Here is a 16,110-nt window from a genome sequence, read left to right as displayed (position 1 = left end):
GCCGAGATCGCCGAAAACGCGAGAGAATCAGTCCTGGCAGCAGCCGCCGGCCTCGCCGCCGAAGTCGACCGCCAGCGGCTCCGAGATCGCCTTGTTTACTTCCTCGAGTCGGCCCGAGAGCCGACTTTTGGCCTCGAGGAACTCTGCCATGACGGGGATCGAGTGTAGCTCCTCCTGGGTCTGCTGGAGTGTCTGGAGGTCTTCCTGCGTGGCGGTACCGGACTGGCGAGCCAGCATGAACTCCTGGCGGATGCGCTCGAACTCGTCGATCTTCTCCTGGGCCTCCTCGGAGTTCTCGACGGCCTCCTGGGCCTCTTCGAAATCGCGGTAGGCCGGCAGTTCGGTGATCGCCTCGCCCAGTTCTCGCCCGAGTTCCTCCGTGCGGCTCGTTTCGATGCTCATACTCGCCGTTGGGACGCGTGCGGTTTCAACTTGCCGGATGCCGAACCGGTCACTGGGACGCCGAAGCGCCGCCGTTATACGTCCGTGGCCGCAACGACGGGTAATGAGCCAGGAGTCGGAGTACAGCGAAGGAGACCTCCGGAACACCGGAATGTCTCTCAAACACGATCGCGAGTGGGACTACGAACTCGAGCGGATCGTCGAGGCGATCGACGAGCGCGACGCGACGACCGTCGGATTGCAGTTCCCCGAGGGGCTGAAGCGCCGCGGGCCGAAGGTAGCCGACGACCTGCGAGCGCTGACCGGGGACGAGGTGACGTTCATGCTCTCGGGCCAGCCCTGCTACGGTGCCTGTGACCTCGACACCTACCTGATGAAGCGCACCGACGTCTTCGTCCACTTCGGCCACTCGCCGATGAAGAACACGGACAAGGTGATCTACGTCCCGCTGTTCTCGAACGTGGAGGTACAGCCGATCATCGAAGAATCGCTCGAGACGCTCGAGGACCCGTCCGAAACGCCAGACGTCGGCCTCGTCACCACCGCCCAGCACATGAACCGCTACGAGGAGATGACGGAGTTCCTCGAGGAGCGGGGGTACGAGGTCCACAGCCGCCGGGGCGACGAGCGGCTGACTCACGAAGGGCAAGTTCTGGGCTGTAACTACGCGAGCGCCGACGTTCCCGCCGACCAGGTGCTGTACGTCGGCGGCGGCAAGTTCCACCCGCTCGGCCTGGCGATGGAACACCCCGAGAAACACGTCGTCATCGCCGACCCCGTCAACAACGTCGTGACGGTGGCGGACACGGAGAAGTTCATGAAACAGCGCTTCGGGGCGGTCCACCGCGCGATGGACGCCCAGAAGTGGGGCGTCATCTTCTGCACCAAGATCGGGCAGGGCCGCTGGGAGCAGGCCCAGGAGATCCTCGCGGACAACGACGACGCCTACCTCATCACGATGGACGAGGTCACCCCCGACCGCCTCCGGAACTTCGACATGGACGCCTTCGTCAACACCGGCTGTCCGCGGATCACGACCGACGACGGCCCCCGGTTCCACAAGCCGATGCTCACCCCCGGCGAGTACGAGATCGCGGTGGGCAACGAGCCGCTCGAGAATCTCTCCTTCGATACGTTCCACGGCACCTGGTAGCCCCGGCAACTCGACACCGTCTTCCTCTATCTCGCCGTCGCTCTCGATCTCCGGTCGCCGACGCCTCAGGATTCTCGGTGGTCTGCCCCGTGTTTGGCGTAGAAGCGATCGACGAGCCACTCGGTCGCGCGAGCCTTGTTCCCCTCGGGGGCGTAGACGAACGGGATCGGCGCGTCGAACGGCCGGTCACCGTACAGCCCCCAGTCGCCGGCCGATCGCGTCGTGCCGCCGTAGGCGATCGGGATCTCCTTGAGCTCCGAGGGTTCGTACTCGGGAACGTACGAGCGCTCGATCCACACCTCGTGGTTCCGGACCGAGAGTCGCTCCGCCAGCGCCGCCTCCAGTCGGTCGTCGTTGGAGACGAGCCACTGGCCGAACGCCTCGAGATCGGCGTCGATGCGGTCAGCGTACGCGATACGGTGTTTCCAGCAAGTTTTGGGAAAGCGACGCGACCGGAACCGGTCGTGAAGCGCCGCGAGCGTGGTTTCCGGGTTCTCCAGCGCGGCGACCCGGAGCCGCTCCATCACCGTGTTGTCGTCGACGTGACCCTCGAGTATTCCTGCGACCGTCACGGGCGGTTCCTCCGTCACGATCGCCAGTTCGACGAGGAGCTCCCGGAGGAGCACGTTCGCGTACACCGACTTGTGGTGCTGGGTCACCCACATGTACAGCGCGATTCGCCCCTCGAGGTAGTTCCCGAGCGTCGAAAGCGCCTTGTCCGAGAGCGCCAGCCCCTCCTCGGGGTGGGCGGTGTAGGAGTCGACCATGCGATCCGTGTCGAAGTTCAGCACGTCGGCGCCGGTCATCAGGTTGTCCCGCGTAATGTAATCCAGTCGGTCGACGTCGATCGGCGAGTGGAGCAACTGTGCGCCGAGTCCGTACTGCCACGGCCCGCCACGTTCGTAGACGAGACTGTAGCCGAGGATGTACGCACAGACCTCTTCGGGGTCGACGCCGAGCGCGTCCAGACCGTCGCGAAACTCTCGGAGGATGAGCAAACACCCGAGCAGCTCGTGGTTGGTCGCCGTCCGGAGCGGTGTGTCGCCGACGCCGGCGTCACGAAACGAGGCGGTCAGTCCGCGCGCTGCCAACCGCTCGCGGATCTCCTCCGTATCCAGAAACCGTTCGCAGACGTGCGAGAAGGGTGGGTGACCGACGTCGTGGAGCAAGCAGGCACACTCGAGGGTCCGCTGGATATCATCGAGGGCCTCGTCGGGCGTATCACGCACGAAGTACGGCTGCTCGCGGAGGTTCTCGAACACCGTCCGGCCGAGGTGGTAGACGCCCAGGCTGTGCTCGAAGCGCGTGTGGTTCGCGCTGGGATAGACGAGGTTCGTCGCAGACAGCTGACGGACGTACCGGAGTCGCTGGAACGACGGGTGGTCGACGACGTGCTCGACCAGCGGCTCGGGCAACTCGATGTAACCGTGAACCGGGTCCTTGATCTGCGTTGCCATCGGACTCGAAGAGAGCACTCGAGGTTGTCTCACTCTTTCGATCTGTACGCTTCCCTCGTGGCGAAGACAACACTTACACGGGTACCCACATCACGTCCGAGTATGATTGCAAGCGACTGGGACGATTGGCTCGTTCGCGACGTCGAAGACGCCGGCCCCGACGGCGTCGCCGTCTGGTACCTCGGTTGCAACGGCTTCGTCCTCAAAGGCAGCGAGGGAACGACGATCTTCATCGACCCCTACCTCGGCCCCGGCGATCCGCCACGAACCGTTCGGATGATCCCGGTGCCGTTTGACCCCGAAGACGTCGCGGAGGCCGACGCCGTCCTCGCGACCCACGAGCACACCGACCACGTCCACGGCCCCAGCCAGGCGCCGATCCTCGCGAACACGGGCGCGACCCTGTACGCTCCCGACGACAGCCTGACGGTCGCTCGCGAGGAAGAGAACTGGACCGACGAGTGGGCGGTTTCCGGCGACCAGTTCGAGGAGGTGACCGAGGGCGACAGCCTCGAGATCGGCGAGTTCACGGTCCACGTCGAACCGGCCAACGATCCCGACGCGACCCACCCCGTAAGCTACGTCGTCGAACACGACGCCGGCACCTTCTTCCACGGCGGCGATACCAAACCGTCCGAGGAGTTCGCCCGTCTGGGCGAGAGGTACGATCTCGATCTCGGGGCGCTCGCGTTCGGTACCGTCGGGCAGATTCCCGACAAGGAGACGCGAGAGCCCACGCGCACCCGCTGGTACAACGACGAGAACCAGATCGTCGAGGCCGCTGCGGCGCTCCGACTCGAGGTCCTTCTCCCCACCCACTGGGACATGTGGCGCGGCCTGACCGCCGATCCGAAAGTGCTCCACCACCACGCGAAGAGCTTCGACTACCCGGCCCGGCTCGAGATCGCCGAAATTGGAGATCGGGTCGATCTCGGGCGCTAAATACCAGATCTGATATTACCCGCTTCTTTTATGGTAATTCTCTCGTAACGTTCGATCCATGAGTAGCACCGCCGATACGGACGAGGTTGTCGAGGTCAGCGACGAGGGGCTGACCGTTCGCAAGCGGTTTACAGCCGACGAGTTTCCCGTTCCCGCGATTCGCTTCGAGATCGAATCCGACCGCGACGAGCCGGTGTCGTTTCGACTTTCCGAACAGATACCGGAGTCGTTCCCGATGGACAGCGTCGGGTTCCACCCGGAGTACCACAGCGACGACTGGACGGCGTTCCAGGACCACCACGTCGAGTTCGCCGGCACGGCCGAGCCCGACGAGACGTTCGTGACGGTGTACGGGATCCGAGTCGACGACGAGACCGACGTCTCCCAGTTCCTGTCGGAACCGGCGCTCGCGATCGGTGACGCTGTCGGTGAGGAGTCCGCCGTCGAAGACGACGACGAAAGCGGGGACGACACGGCGGAAGTCGACGACACGATGATCGACGACATCATCGGCGAGGACCGAAACGGCGTCGTCAAGGACATGCTGAGCGGCGACGCCGAGGCCGTTCCCGGGCTCGGTCCGGAGGACGATGCACCAGCGGCCGTCGAGGCGCCGCCCGCAGCGGCAGACGAGGACGAGGAGGCGACGGACCTCGATCTCGATCTGGGAGACGTGGACACCAACCCCGTCGATCCCGAGGAGGACGAACTGAAGGAGGAGGAGGCGCCCGACATCGATCTCGGCTTCGGCGAGGACGACATTCCCGAGCCCGAAGAGCCAGCGTCGGCCGCCGGCGACGAGGACGAGCCGGCAGAGCCGGCGATCGAACTGGATCTCGACGGGACCGAGTCGGACGAGGACGACGCGGACGAACCGGTCGCCCTGGGGACACCGGTCGACAGCGAGGACGAAGCGACGACTCAGGACGCCGACTCGGCGCTCGAGGCCGACGAAACCGACGACGACCTCGAGTCCGAGGATTCCGCAGGCGAAACCGACGCGGAGGCCGACTCCGAGTCCGAGGATCGAACGGATGAAACCGAAGTGGCCTCCGATGCGGCCGCCGAATCCGACCTCGAAGATGACGCCGATTTCGAAGACGAGTCTGCGGCGGACGCCGAGGAATCGGACGTCGAATCCGACTTCGAGGACGACGGGACCGCGGCGAACGCTGAGCCGGTTGCCGGTGACGCCGAGCCGGTCGACGGCGTTGCATCCGAACCGGAACCAGCGGCCGAGTCCGCCGAACCGGTCGGTGCCCGACTCGCCGCCGAGATTCGGGCGGGCGATCTCGAGGACGACGATCTGGATGTGCTTCGCTCGGAACTCGATCTCGAACCCGCGGGAACCGATCTCGCGAAGATCGAACACCTCCAGTCACGGATCGAGGAGGTCGCGGCGTACACGGCCGCCCTCGAGGAGTTCCTCGACGAGGAGGGGACCGGCCAGCAGCTGATCCGGGACTTCGAGGCGGAGGTCGAGGCATTCCGTTCGGAACTCGAGGCGATGGACGATCGTCTCGAGGAAACCGAAGCGCGAGTCGACGAGGGCGAGTCGCGGACCGGCGACCTCGAGTCGGACCTCGAGGCGACCGACGAACTCGTCACCGACCTGCTCGAGGACGTCGACGAACTCGACGCGGGACTCGAAGCGGTCGGCGAGGACGTCGACGCGGTGGACGAGCGAGTCGACGAGGTCGAAGACGATCTCGCCGACGTCGAGGAAACGGTCGCGGACGTCGAGGACGACCTCGAGGCGGTGTCCGAGGAGGTCGCCGACATCACGGAGTGGCGGTCGGAACTCGGCTCGATGTTCTCGAACTGACCCAGTCGTGCGTTTTCCGCTCGGAGCGATGGTCACTGCTGGTGGAGAGGAGACGGATCTGTACACTCAAAACACAACGCGTTTAGTGCTCTGTACCCGACCACGGGGCAATGGGCGAGACGATCCCGGTTGCGATCCCACGGAAAGGACGGCCGCTCGAGTCGGTACTCGACCGACTCGCGAGCCGACTCGGCGTGACCGAACTGGCGGATCAGGTCAGTTCGACGCTTCGCCACGAGAAGGCGGTCACGAAGGGGTCACTCGAGGCCGCGGACGGCGACGTCTACCGCCGGCTCGCGACGTACAGTACGGTCGAGGAGCCGACGGCACCGGAGTACACCCTACTTCGCGACGACCGGGCGGGCAAACCCCGGCGAATCGTCTTCGACAGCGTGACGATCCCCCTCGAGAACGTCGAGGGAGTTCCCGACGGGACGCGACTCCAGCTCGTCGGCCGCGAGGAGCCGTTCCGTGCGCTTCGAACCCACGAGTTCGCGCTGGGGTTCGACAGTGCCGATCTCGTTCTCGAGGAGGTCGTCGGACTCCGCCCGGAGCCGCTCGACCGGATCGCCGACATCAACGCGCGGATCGATCCGGCGGACACGGACGTACGGGTGGTCGCCGGCCTGGGCGATACCGTGTATCACACGCTGATGGCGACGCCCGACGTCGTCCCCTCTGGCGGCTCGGTCGACCCGGCGTTCCTCGAGTCCTACGAGGGGTCCCTCTGTATCGTCCCACGATACGAACGACTGGTGCAGGCGGTCCTCGGAACGCGCGCGCTCGAGGGAGTCGAGTTTCAGTATCCCGACGACGACCTCGAGGAGGAAGCCGCAATCGCACGGACGGGGCTCGGTGTCTATCTAACTGTCACCGGATCGACGGCCAGGGAGCACGACCTGGTGCTCGGCGAGCGGCTATTCCCGAGCGAAACCGTCCTGATGGAAAACACTGCAGAAGTAACCCCGACGGTGTCGGCGATTCAGTCGGTGTTGGCCGGCGCCAACGAGGAAACGGCGCTGTCGGTCACCACCACGTGAGACGGCCCGAATTCGGCTCCGTTCTGATACTCGCGTAGCACATGCGTCCCTAAATTGTGTATAGCTCTCTGTGGTTTATTCGATCGATCTCCACCACATACTGTCGTGGGTCGTGCAGAGGCGACCCGCGAGTTTCCTCGAAATCAGATCCCTCGACGCCGTCTTGGATACTCGTCGGTCCGACCGGAGACGCACTCGCCACACTGCGTGACGGGGTTGGAATCACCGCCCGTAGCGGTCGGCGAATCGGTTCACGGTCAGAGGCGGACTCGAGAGGGGGAATCAGTGACGGGCCCGAGGGGGGATACGGACGATCGTGTTCGGTACCGCCGTCACAACTTCGGTCAGCACCCCTATAGTAACAACTGAAACGATTTACACACTGATCGTACGACGGTTGTGCGCTCCGGTGGCATTGACTTTCAGTGGCTACTGGATCGCTCGTGGAGGCCGCCGCTAGAGGAACGCCACATCGAATCACAGCCGTACGGCGTCGTACTCGAGTCCCTCCGCCCCGGCCCTTGCTCGCTCTCGAGAGGCTGTGTAGCCTCTCAACCGGTTTGTGTTCTGTCGACGACGCCCTGGTTGCTCCCCCGTCTTTCCTGCTGCTCGTGCTCTCTCAGACCGATAGCGAACTCGATACTGGTCGAGAGGGGGCTGCCCACGGCGCACTGGGGTTTCAAAGCGGATCGATGCGCCCGTTCACGTGCGTGTCTGCGCGTCAGTTACCAGCCGACGACATCCTCCCAACGGCAGCCGACCAGGCCGACCGCCGGAGGTGTCCCTGCTCGAATCGTCGGGCGTTCCTCGGCGACGAGATCCCGAACAGTGACAGTTATTCTCTGAACGTTGATACTGATTCGTCGAGGGTATCCCACCGTGTTCACAACCGGAATACCGTTCGCCGCCTATCCGGTCACGATCGGTCCCTGACGATATCTCAAAGCAGGGGACTGGTTTCGACATCCCTGTATCTATGCTCAAGGGCCCAATGAACTCTTATATCTGAGATTGAGGGGGCGAGTAATCCGTTATTGACGGTATCATTGACGGAGATAAAGTCCCTTATCCGAACTCGAGGGGTACACTGAAGAGGGTGGCGCGAGAGGCGAACGTATGGCCGGATCCGCGGAAACCGACAGCGTCGCGGTCAAGACCTACGTCCCGACCTATCAGAAAGAAGAGTGGAAGGAACACGCGAAAAAGATGGGAATGAGTCAGAGCGAATTCGTCAGATCGATGGTTCAGGCCGGCAGAAAGGGGTTCGAACCCGCTCGAGAGGAACCCGGCTCTGGGGACGCAACCCCTGGGGGTAACGGTCTCGAAACACGGGTCCTCAAACTACTCGAGGATGACACGTACTCCTGGGACGAACTCCTCGAGGCGGTGAGCGAGGACATCGAATCGCGACTCGACGACGCACTCGAGGACCTCCAGGCGAAAAACCGCGTTCGATACAGCGGTCGCCACGGCGGGTACACGGTCGTCGAGGGGAGCGATGGCGACTGACGCCAATCCTCCGGAGACCGTCGACGATCCGATCGATTACTTCCTCGACGACCAGCGGTATCACGGCAAAAGCGAACGCACGCTCGAGGCCTACGAACGGGTCCTCCGACAGTTCGAGGGGTTTCTCGCGGAGCAAGCCGGAGGCGAGCTGGGGGCTGCGGAGGCGGGCAGGCGGGAGTGTATGGCCTGGGCCCACTCGCTTCGCGGCCGGCGCGAACCGAGCACGGTCGCGACCTACGCCTCCTACGTCCACCGGTTTTACGACTACATGACTCGCGTCGGCGTCTTCGACTCGAACCCGATGGCACTCGTCACCGAAGAGATGAGCGAGTCGATCGATACGAACCCCACCAGGCGGGACCTCTCCGTCGAGGAGATGCGCTCGTTCGTCGACGGGATCGCACACCCGCTCGAGCGAGCGGCCGTCCTGACGCTCCTCAAGACGGGAATGCGTGTCGGGGAGCTGTGTAACCTGGATCTACGGGACCTCAACGTCGAGTGTGTGGCTCTCGAGCGAACCTGGACGCCGCGGGTGCACCTCGACGGCCGACCGAACTCGCTGTACGTCTCCGCGGACCCCGCCCGGGGAGCGGTCGTCAACGGAGAGGAACGAACGGCCTCGAACAAGCGGAAACGGGAGACGGTGATTCCGGTGGACAGGGAACTCCAGCGGGTCCTCGAGGCGTGGCTCGCGATCCGTCCGGACGCCGTTTCCCCGGCCGAACCGCTGTTTCTCGACACCGGTGGATCGTGGGGACAGCGCCTGATCCCGTCGGACGTTCGCTATATCGTCGAACGTCACGCCCGGGACCGGGGCTGGTACCGGACCGGGGGTGGCGCGGCCGAGAACGTCACGCCACACTACTTTCGGCACTTCTTCACGACGCACCTCCGTGATCGGACCGGCGACCGAGGCGTCGTGAAATATCTTCGCGGGGACGTCGCGAGCGACGTCATCGACACCTACACCCACAACTGGGGTGACCAGGTCCGAACGGTCTACGAGGCGAACGTCTACTCATTGCTGTGAGCGGGTCGATTTGTGGACCATATGTCAAAACACATACCGGTAGCGTGTCACCAGCGGTGGCCGAGACGAGCCGTATAAACTTCTTCTCGCTATATCGAATACGGGAGGTGGTCTCCGCTCACGTCGACACATCGTCACCACCTCGAACCGGGAGCTCAGTAAGTAGAGCGGCGTTGAGCGGGAACCGTACTCGGTGTGGCACAGTCGCTCGGCGAGTGTGAGCGCTCCCGTCTCGTCCTCGAGCGGCAGGGGAGAGGGGATCGGCGGCGGTTCTGCCGCTCTCGTCGCCTCGAGACGCTTGTGCCGGAAGAACGACACGATGGCGCAATAGTCGCCGCGGCGATGGCCGACCGTCAGGGAGTGTCGTCGACCGACCGATCGGTTTCCTGCTCGTCGGGGTCGTCCTCAAGGTTCCGAATCGACGTCCGTCGGCGCTTTCGTTCCGCCAACCGCTCCTGGAGGCGCGTTTCGATCGTGTTCTGTAACTCGAGGCCCTCCTCGGCGTCGATATCGTATGCGGTCGCTGCCCGGCCGAAGAAGGAGGCCGAACTCGCCGTGTCGGCGGTCACGCTCGCGAGACGACGCCGGCGCTGAAAGATCGTCTGGTGGTGGATCACCGACTGGACGCGGTAGTAGGGGACGACCTTGGTCGTGCGGCGCCAGAACCCGGTTCGGGTCAGGAGGTACCGCTCGCCCGCTCGATAGCCTCGATTGCGCCACTTCAGGTGGGCCGCGAGCGGAACCGCGAACAGCAAGACGGCGAACGCGTACCAGTCCTGCACGACAGCCGTGTACGTTGCGAGGAGATAGCCAACCCCCATGATCAGACAGAGGACGCCGACGTACCGGACGGCGTACCGCTCTCGAGCCCGCGATGGCGGCGTCTCGAGGTCGGTTTCGCCGAAGGGCTCGAGTGTCCGAGCGAGCGACAGCACGCGATCCCGCGTCGCGATGGGGACCGCCGACTCGGCGCCGCGAGATCCGGACTGGCCTGGTGCGTAACCGGCAGTCTCGACCGCGAGCGAACCGTATCCCACCCAGCGAAACGGTACCGATTCTTTGATCGTCAGCGTCTGGACCTTGTCGAGGGGAATCGTCCCGCTGTAGCGGTGGAGCAATCCGCGCTCGTAATGGAGTTCGTCGTCGACCCGGGTGAGCCGGAAGCCGTAGTACCGACTGAACGTGAGCGCCGCGCTGATCACCCAGGCTGCGAGCGCGAACAGCAAGACAGCCCAGGCGATGGCGATCAGCCCCGTTCCAGGGAGGTCGCTCTCGAGGAACTCCACGGGGATCAGCGTCGTCGGATCGAATCCGCTGGCGAACGACAGGATGATCCCGCCGAGCAGGCTCGCGCCGGGATCGATCGTGAACACGCTCAGAATCGCCAGTTCGTTGCGCTGAAGCTCGAACAGGAGCTCCTCTTCTTCGTCTGTGGGCTGCTCGTCCGTCGTTTCCTCCGCGGCTCCTCGCCGGAGCCGTCGCTGGAGGCGTTTCGCCTCGTCGTCGCCGACGTACCTGAGCGTGACCTCGGTCTGGCCGCCACCGGCCGTTTCGACGTCGACCGCGGCGATCCCGAGCGCGCGCTGAACGACGTTCTGGCTCACGTCGACGTTCTGGATTCGCCTGAGCGGGATCTCCCGATCGCGCCGGGAGAGCACGCCCGAGGCGACGTCGAAGGTGTCACCCGTGAGTTCGTAGCGAAACCGCTTGTAGTAGGCGATCTCGTAGACGATGCCGAGTGCGATACCGACGAGCACCATCCCGCCGATGACGAAGATGTTCGCGCCCGTCCCACCGGGCGAGGCGAAGACGCCGACGAGGAAGAACAGAAACCCCGTGTTGACGCTGCGGGAGATCGACCGGTAGGGAACCGATGCCGGGTGAAGCGTGGTCATACCGCGTCCTCACCCTCGCTCTCGATCGCCAGCCGACGGAGTTCCTCGCGCAGCTCCTCGGCCCGTTCGGGGGTCAGCCCCGGAATCGCGACGTCGGCGCTGCGCGAGCCGGCGGTGTAGACGACGACCGTCCCGAGATCGACGGCTCGCTCGAGCGGCCCCCGCTGAGTGTCGACGTGCTGGACGCGGACGTAGGGGACGACGGTCTTGATTCGGGTGAACACACCCCGTTCGATGTAGAGGCCGTCGTCTTGCACCTCGAACCGCCACACTGCGTAGCGACGCCAGGCGACGGCGAGTCGGAAGACGCCGAGTAACACGGCGAGCACGACAGCACCCCAGACGAGCGCCAGCGGTGCGTCTTCCCAGAATCCGGCGACGTACACCCCGGCCGCACCACCGACGAGAAAACCCCCGAGAACCGTCGCCCGAATCGCGGCGATGATCACCCAGACAACGCGAACCCGCGGGTTGAGCCGTTCCATATCGCTCGAGACGGAAGGCGCGAGAATAAAAGATGGGATTGCGGCCCCGTCCGCGGGTTCGATCGGGGAGACAGACAGTCGACGTTCGAACGTCACGGGGGTGATGGTCCGACGGCTTTCCCGAACGCCGTTACTCGAGTTCTCGTTCGAAATCGCGAACGCGGTCGCTCGTGAAACGATAGTCCAGAATCAGTGGGTTGCGGTCCGTACCTCTCGGAGATCGACCAGGTCCTCCGTCAATCCCTCTCCCTCGCAGTCGTCGTTCGGGCAGGCGTAGTGCCAGCCGTCTCGTGTCGCCTCGCGCTCTCGAAACCGGCCACCACAGAGCTGACAGATCAGCTGCCCGTCTTTGCAGGTGTCCCGGTGTAACTCGAGTGCAAGCTCAGTCCCAAATGACTGGTTGCAGCTACGACAGGTGTACATGGTTCACCCCACGCGAGCGGTCATCAAAACTGCTTGGGTTCTTTTATTCCGTTGATATCAGGAGTGATACGGCACCGCTCCGTCGATTTACCGATGAGTGTTTTGAAGAAAAGAGTTCCAGACCACGGAGAGTACTCCGCACCGAGTACTACGAACGCTGTCAGTAAGCGGTGGCGACGGTTGTGGAGGACCGGCCGGACCCCCCGGGGCCGCAGACTGCTACCGAACGTTCAGTCGTCTTGCCCGAGAATGCCGCGCTCGGTCATCTTGGCGGGATCGAGCACCTCGTCGGCCTCCGCTTCGCTGAGGTACCCCTTCTCCAGGACGACCTCTCGAACCGTCTTGTCCTCTTTGAGCGCCGTCTTCGCGACCTCGCTGGCTTTGTCGTAGCCGATGTGGACGTTGAGCGAGGTTGCAAGCGCCATGCTCTGTTCGACCTGGGTTTCACAGTGTTCGCGGTTGGCCTCGAGCGGGCGGACGAACCGGTCTGCGAACACCGCACTCCCGTTCGCGATGATCTCCGCCGACTCGAGGAAGTTGTGCGCCAGCACGGGCTTGTAGAGGTTCAGATCGAGCTGGCCGTCGGCGGCGGCGGCGGAGACGGCCGCGTCGTTGCCGATCACCTGCTTGTGGATCTGGTTGACCGCTTCGGCGACGACGGGGTTGATCTTGCCGGGCATGATCGAGGAACCGGGCTGGTTCTCGGGCTGCTCGAGTTCGCCCAGCCCGTTTCGCGGTCCGGAGGCGAGCAGGCGCAGGTCGTTCGCGATCTTGTTGAGCGAGCCCGCCACCACGCGCAGGGCGCCGTGGGCCTCGCTCATCGCGTCGTGGGCGGCCTGGGCCTCGAAGTGGTCGTCGGCCTCGCGGAACTGGACGCCGGTCTCCTTCGTGATGTACTCCGCGGCGCGGCCGGGGAACTCCTCGTGGGTGTTGAGCCCGGTGCCGACGGCGGTCCCCCCGAGGGCGAGCTCCGCCAGGTGTTCGCGGACCTTGTCGACGCGGGCGAGGCCCTTCTCGATCTGGGTGCGGTAGCCGCCGAACTCCTGGCCGAGGGTGACGGGGGTGGCGTCCTGGAGGTGCGTGCGCCCAGTCTTTACCACGTCGTCGAACTCCGCTTCTTTCTCCTCGAGCGCCTCGCGGAGGGTGTCGAGGGCGGGGATGACGTCCTTCTCGACGGCCTCGAGGCTCGCGACGTGCATCGCCGTCGGGATCACGTCGTTGCTCGACTGGCCGAAGTTGACGTGGTCGTTGGGGTGGATCTCCCGGTCGCCGATTTCCGCGCCGTAGATTTCGGCTGCGCGGTTGGCGATGACCTCGTTCGCGTTCATGTTCGAGGAGGTGCCGGAACCGGTCTGGAAGACGTCGACGGGGAACTGCTCGTCGTGTCTCCCCGCGATGACCTCGTCCGCGGCTTCGATGATCGCCTCGGCCTCGTCCTCGGCGACGAGGTCGAGGTCGCGGTTGGCCTGTGCAGCCGCCTTCTTCACGACGCCGAGCGCCCGGATGAACCGCCGGCCGAACGTGATCCCCGAGATGGGAAAGTTCTCGACGGCGCGCTGGGTCTGTGCGCCCCAGTAGGCGTCGGCGGGCACCTGCATCTCGCCCAAACTGTCCGATTCGGTTCGGAACTCGTCTGCCATGCTCGAGGGGTCACGGTCGGTCAGGTAAAAGCCACCGAAACCCCGCCGTCGTCGCCGTCGTCGGCCCGGCGACGCTCGGCCATCGTCTCCCGAAGGCGACCGCGAGCGTCGCCGTGGACGGTGCGAGCCGTCTCGAGGTCGACGTCGTAGATCGTCGGCGTCGTCCAGAACAGCGTGCGCGAACTCGCGGTGTCGACGACCACCGAGGCCAGCCCCAGTCGCCGCTGGAAGACCGACCGCCGCGTCGACACCGTCTGGAGGCGGTAGTAGGGGATCACCGTCGTCCGTCGCCGCCAGAAGCCCCGGCGGATCACGAGGTGGTCCTCGCCGACGTGATAGCCGAGATTGGCGTACCGGAGGTGGGCCGCCGGCGGCACGGCCGCGAAAACGATGGCCGCGAGAGACCACCGCTCAAGTGTGGTCACGAACGAGAGACCGAACGCAATCGCGACGACGACTCCCGCGAGGAGCGAGTATCGACCGAGGTAGCGCCGGCGGGCGAGTTTCGGTGGACTCCGGAACTGCGGCGTGTCGACGCCCATGAGGCGTTCTGCGAAGGCGTACACCCGATCGACCCGGGCCAGCGGAACCGCCGACTGGCTGCCACCGCTGCTCTCGGGGCCGTAGCCCGCCGTCTCCACCCAGAGCCCGGCGTAGCCGATGCGGCGCTGGAGGGGGTTGTCGGTTACCGTCACCGACTGCACCTTCTCGGCGGGGATGCTCCCGCTGTAGCGCTGGAGCAGCCCGCGTTCGTAGACGAAATCCTCGCCGGCCCGCCCCAGTCGGAAACCGTAGTACGATGCGAACGAGTAGATGACGCTCAGGAGGTAGGTGACGCCGACGGCGTTAAGGAAGGAAACCGTCGTCAGCACCGCATAGCTACCGGTCGACCCCGTCTCGAGGTCCGTCGGCCCGCCGGCGGGCTGAGAGACGGCGAGCAGGTACTCGAAGATCGGATCGGTGAACAGGAACGCGAAGAACAGTAACCCTGCAGCGGCAGCCGGCCGAAACGTCGTGAACGCGTACAGAAACAGCTCCCGTGAGCTGAGGTCGAACAGCAGCGTCGGCCGACCGGCCTGAAAACGCCCGCCGGTCGTCGACCGCGTCGACTCGAGCGGGGCACCAGGTCTCCCGTCACTGCCGCCCTCGCGAGGAGTGGCCGGTTCGCCCTCCGGCCGCGGGTCGTCGACGGCCGTTTCGGTGCTCGAGGAGTCCGTCGGTGTCGTCTCGGGTGCCGGCCGCGCTGTCTCGGCGGTTCGCCGCCGAATCTCGCGCTGCAGGCGGGTCGCCTCCGACTGAGAGACGAACTGCAGGATGGCCTCCGTGTTGCCGCCGCCGGCGGTCTCGATGGAGACGACCGCGAGTTCGAACAGCCGGTGGACGACCCCCTGGCGGACGTCGACGTTCTGGATCCGGCGAAACGGGATTTCCCGGTCCCGTCGCGAGACGACCCCCGAGGCGACGTCGAAGGTGTCGTCGGTGAGTTCGTACTCGAAGCGGTAGTAGTAGGCCAGCCCGTAGGCGCTCCCGAGAACGAACCCGACGGGTGCGAGCGTCACCGTCCAGGTCGGGTCGATCACGTCGAAGAACCCCGAGGGCACCCCGACGAAAAAGAACGGGAGCGAGAGTCCGACGAATCCGCGATGCAGGGCTCGAGTGAGCGCGCTCAGCGGATGTAATCGCCGGCGGCTCATACCGCGTCGTCGGCCTCGCTCTCGACGGCGAGTTCTCTGAGGGTGTCCTGGAGCGCTCGTGCACGGGCGGGTCGCAGTCCCGGCACGCGAACGTCGGCGTTTCGCGAGCCGGCCGTGTAGACGACGACGCTCGAGAGCCCGAGCGCGCGCTCGATCGGCCCGAACTGGGTGTCGACGTGTTGCACCCGGACGAACGGAACGGCGGTTTCGACGATCGTGACGACCCCCCGCTCGAGGTAGAGCGCGTCGTCCTGGAGTTCGAAGCGCCAGCGTCCGTAGAGTCGGAGCGCGTAGGCGATCCCGAGAACGACCCCCAGCACGACCACGACGGCCTGTGCGGCGGCCGGAATTTCGATGGCCCACCGATCGACGGCGACGAGAACGACCCCGAGGACGAGCGCCGCGACCGCCGCCTGGGCGATCCACAGCAGGCGAATTCGGGGATGTAGCGACTCCATACGGGGAGTCTCGACGGACCGAAGGAGAGTCCTGCGGTTCGGATCGACCGCCCGCACTGTGTCGGCTCTGGGGGTGCCAGGACGGCGCCCCCTCCTGAAGGGGCCCCCGACACTCTCCGTGGTGGGCGTCCACGCCGATGTCCACAGCTCTCGGGAC

General features: G+C 65.1%; 14 protein-coding genes. 6 read left to right on the top strand and 8 right to left on the bottom strand.

Annotated elements, in window-relative coordinates:
* Nucleotides 1–27: 27 nt before the first annotated feature.
* Nucleotides 28–402, bottom strand: a complete 375-nt coding sequence (locus AC6I6S_RS00350) for a YlbF/YmcA family competence regulator (protein ID WP_497947724.1) — start codon at nt 400–402, stop codon at nt 28–30.
* 103 nt (nt 403–505) lie between these two features.
* On the opposite strand from AC6I6S_RS00350, the gene dph2 reads away from it, so the two are divergent.
* Nucleotides 506–1,555, top strand: a complete 1,050-nt coding sequence (gene dph2, locus AC6I6S_RS00345; RefSeq protein ID WP_497947723.1) for a diphthamide biosynthesis enzyme Dph2 — start codon at nt 506–508, stop codon at nt 1,553–1,555.
* A gap of 65 nt (nt 1,556–1,620) precedes the next feature.
* Here the strand turns inward: dph2 and AC6I6S_RS00340 are convergent, their stop codons facing one another.
* A complete protein-coding gene (locus AC6I6S_RS00340) occupies nt 1,621–3,012 on the bottom strand; it encodes an HD domain-containing protein (RefSeq protein WP_497947722.1) in 1,392 nt (463 codons plus the stop codon).
* 102 nt (nt 3,013–3,114) lie between these two features.
* Between AC6I6S_RS00340 and AC6I6S_RS00335 the strand changes: the two genes are divergently transcribed.
* The 5 genes from AC6I6S_RS00335 to AC6I6S_RS00315 all read left to right on the top strand — a co-directional run bounded on the left by AC6I6S_RS00335 (nt 3,115) and on the right by AC6I6S_RS00315 (nt 9,358).
* Nucleotides 3,115–3,954 carry an MBL fold metallo-hydrolase gene (locus tag AC6I6S_RS00335; protein ID WP_497947721.1) on the top strand — a complete coding sequence of 280 codons (840 nt, stop codon included), beginning with the start codon at nt 3,115–3,117 and terminating at the stop codon, nt 3,952–3,954.
* A 58-nt stretch (nt 3,955–4,012) separates the two neighbouring features.
* The gene (locus AC6I6S_RS00330; RefSeq protein WP_497947720.1) at nt 4,013–5,779 is read left to right on the top strand and encodes a prolipoprotein diacylglyceryl transferase; all 1,767 of its coding nucleotides are present in this window, start codon (nt 4,013–4,015) and stop codon (nt 5,777–5,779) included.
* A 110-nt stretch (nt 5,780–5,889) separates the two neighbouring features.
* Nucleotides 5,890–6,819, top strand: a complete 930-nt coding sequence (locus AC6I6S_RS00325; RefSeq protein WP_497947719.1) for a phosphoribosyltransferase HisG-related protein — start codon at nt 5,890–5,892, stop codon at nt 6,817–6,819.
* Nucleotides 6,820–7,935: 1,116 nt separating this feature from the next.
* The gene (locus AC6I6S_RS00320; RefSeq protein WP_497947718.1) at nt 7,936–8,328 is read left to right on the top strand and encodes a DUF5805 domain-containing protein; all 393 of its coding nucleotides are present in this window, start codon (nt 7,936–7,938) and stop codon (nt 8,326–8,328) included.
* The gene (locus AC6I6S_RS00315) at nt 8,318–9,358 is read left to right on the top strand and encodes a tyrosine-type recombinase/integrase (RefSeq protein WP_497947717.1); all 1,041 of its coding nucleotides are present in this window, start codon (nt 8,318–8,320) and stop codon (nt 9,356–9,358) included. The genes AC6I6S_RS00320 and AC6I6S_RS00315 overlap by 11 nt, the downstream gene beginning before the upstream one ends.
* Before the next feature lie 353 nt (nt 9,359–9,711).
* Here AC6I6S_RS00315 and AC6I6S_RS00310 read toward each other — a convergent pair whose 3' ends face one another.
* The 6 genes from AC6I6S_RS00310 to AC6I6S_RS00285 form a co-directional block, all read right to left on the bottom strand.
* The gene (locus tag AC6I6S_RS00310; RefSeq protein WP_497947716.1) at nt 9,712–11,253 is read right to left on the bottom strand and encodes a PH domain-containing protein; all 1,542 of its coding nucleotides are present in this window, start codon (nt 11,251–11,253) and stop codon (nt 9,712–9,714) included.
* The gene (locus AC6I6S_RS00305) at nt 11,250–11,738 is read right to left on the bottom strand and encodes a PH domain-containing protein (protein WP_497947715.1); all 489 of its coding nucleotides are present in this window, start codon (nt 11,736–11,738) and stop codon (nt 11,250–11,252) included. Before AC6I6S_RS00305 ends, AC6I6S_RS00310 begins: the two co-directional genes overlap by 4 nt.
* 189 nt (nt 11,739–11,927) lie before the next feature.
* Nucleotides 11,928–12,161 (bottom strand): transcriptional regulator, encoded by a 234-nt coding sequence (locus tag AC6I6S_RS00300; RefSeq protein WP_497947714.1) that lies wholly within the window; start codon nt 12,159–12,161, stop codon nt 11,928–11,930.
* Between the two features lie 230 nt (nt 12,162–12,391).
* Nucleotides 12,392–13,801, bottom strand: coding sequence for a class II fumarate hydratase (locus tag AC6I6S_RS00295; RefSeq protein WP_497947713.1), 1,410 nt, complete (start codon nt 13,799–13,801; stop codon nt 12,392–12,394).
* 20 nt (nt 13,802–13,821) lie between these two features.
* Nucleotides 13,822–15,495 carry a PH domain-containing protein gene (locus tag AC6I6S_RS00290; protein WP_497947712.1) on the bottom strand — a complete coding sequence of 558 codons (1,674 nt, stop codon included), beginning with the start codon at nt 15,493–15,495 and terminating at the stop codon, nt 13,822–13,824.
* Nucleotides 15,492–15,953: a PH domain-containing protein gene (locus AC6I6S_RS00285; protein WP_497947711.1), complete on the bottom strand. Its 462-nt coding sequence runs from the start codon at nt 15,951–15,953 to the stop codon at nt 15,492–15,494. The genes AC6I6S_RS00290 and AC6I6S_RS00285 overlap by 4 nt, the downstream gene beginning before the upstream one ends.
* Between the last annotated feature and the right edge of the window lie 157 nt (nt 15,954–16,110).

It is taken from the genome of Natrononativus sp. DTA114 (genome assembly GCF_059736515.1).
The sequence above is the reverse complement of the archived record's forward strand: the minus strand, read 5'-3'. Positions and strand labels throughout refer to the sequence as shown.

Bases quoted from the DNA above. Each gene is read 5' to 3' on its own strand.
- AC6I6S_RS00350 (WP_497947724.1), bottom strand. From the start codon at position 402: ATGAGCATCGAAACGAGCCGCACGGAGGAACTCGGGCGAGAACTGGGC.
- dph2 (WP_497947723.1), top strand. From the start codon at position 506: ATGAGCCAGGAGTCGGAGTACAGCGAAGGAGACCTCCGGAACACCGGA.
- AC6I6S_RS00340 (WP_497947722.1), bottom strand. From the start codon at position 3,012: ATGGCAACGCAGATCAAGGACCCGGTTCACGGTTACATCGAGTTGCCC.
- AC6I6S_RS00335 (WP_497947721.1), top strand. From the start codon at position 3,115: ATGATTGCAAGCGACTGGGACGATTGGCTCGTTCGCGACGTCGAAGAC.
- AC6I6S_RS00330 (WP_497947720.1), top strand. From the start codon at position 4,013: ATGAGTAGCACCGCCGATACGGACGAGGTTGTCGAGGTCAGCGACGAG.
- AC6I6S_RS00325 (WP_497947719.1), top strand. From the start codon at position 5,890: ATGGGCGAGACGATCCCGGTTGCGATCCCACGGAAAGGACGGCCGCTC.
- AC6I6S_RS00320 (WP_497947718.1), top strand. From the start codon at position 7,936: ATGGCCGGATCCGCGGAAACCGACAGCGTCGCGGTCAAGACCTACGTC.
- AC6I6S_RS00315 (WP_497947717.1), top strand. From the start codon at position 8,318: ATGGCGACTGACGCCAATCCTCCGGAGACCGTCGACGATCCGATCGAT.
- AC6I6S_RS00310 (WP_497947716.1), bottom strand. From the start codon at position 11,253: ATGACCACGCTTCACCCGGCATCGGTTCCCTACCGGTCGATCTCCCGC.
- AC6I6S_RS00305 (WP_497947715.1), bottom strand. From the start codon at position 11,738: ATGGAACGGCTCAACCCGCGGGTTCGCGTTGTCTGGGTGATCATCGCC.
- AC6I6S_RS00300 (WP_497947714.1), bottom strand. From the start codon at position 12,161: ATGTACACCTGTCGTAGCTGCAACCAGTCATTTGGGACTGAGCTTGCA.
- AC6I6S_RS00295 (WP_497947713.1), bottom strand. From the start codon at position 13,801: ATGGCAGACGAGTTCCGAACCGAATCGGACAGTTTGGGCGAGATGCAG.
- AC6I6S_RS00290 (WP_497947712.1), bottom strand. From the start codon at position 15,495: ATGAGCCGCCGGCGATTACATCCGCTGAGCGCGCTCACTCGAGCCCTG.
- AC6I6S_RS00285 (WP_497947711.1), bottom strand. From the start codon at position 15,953: ATGGAGTCGCTACATCCCCGAATTCGCCTGCTGTGGATCGCCCAGGCG.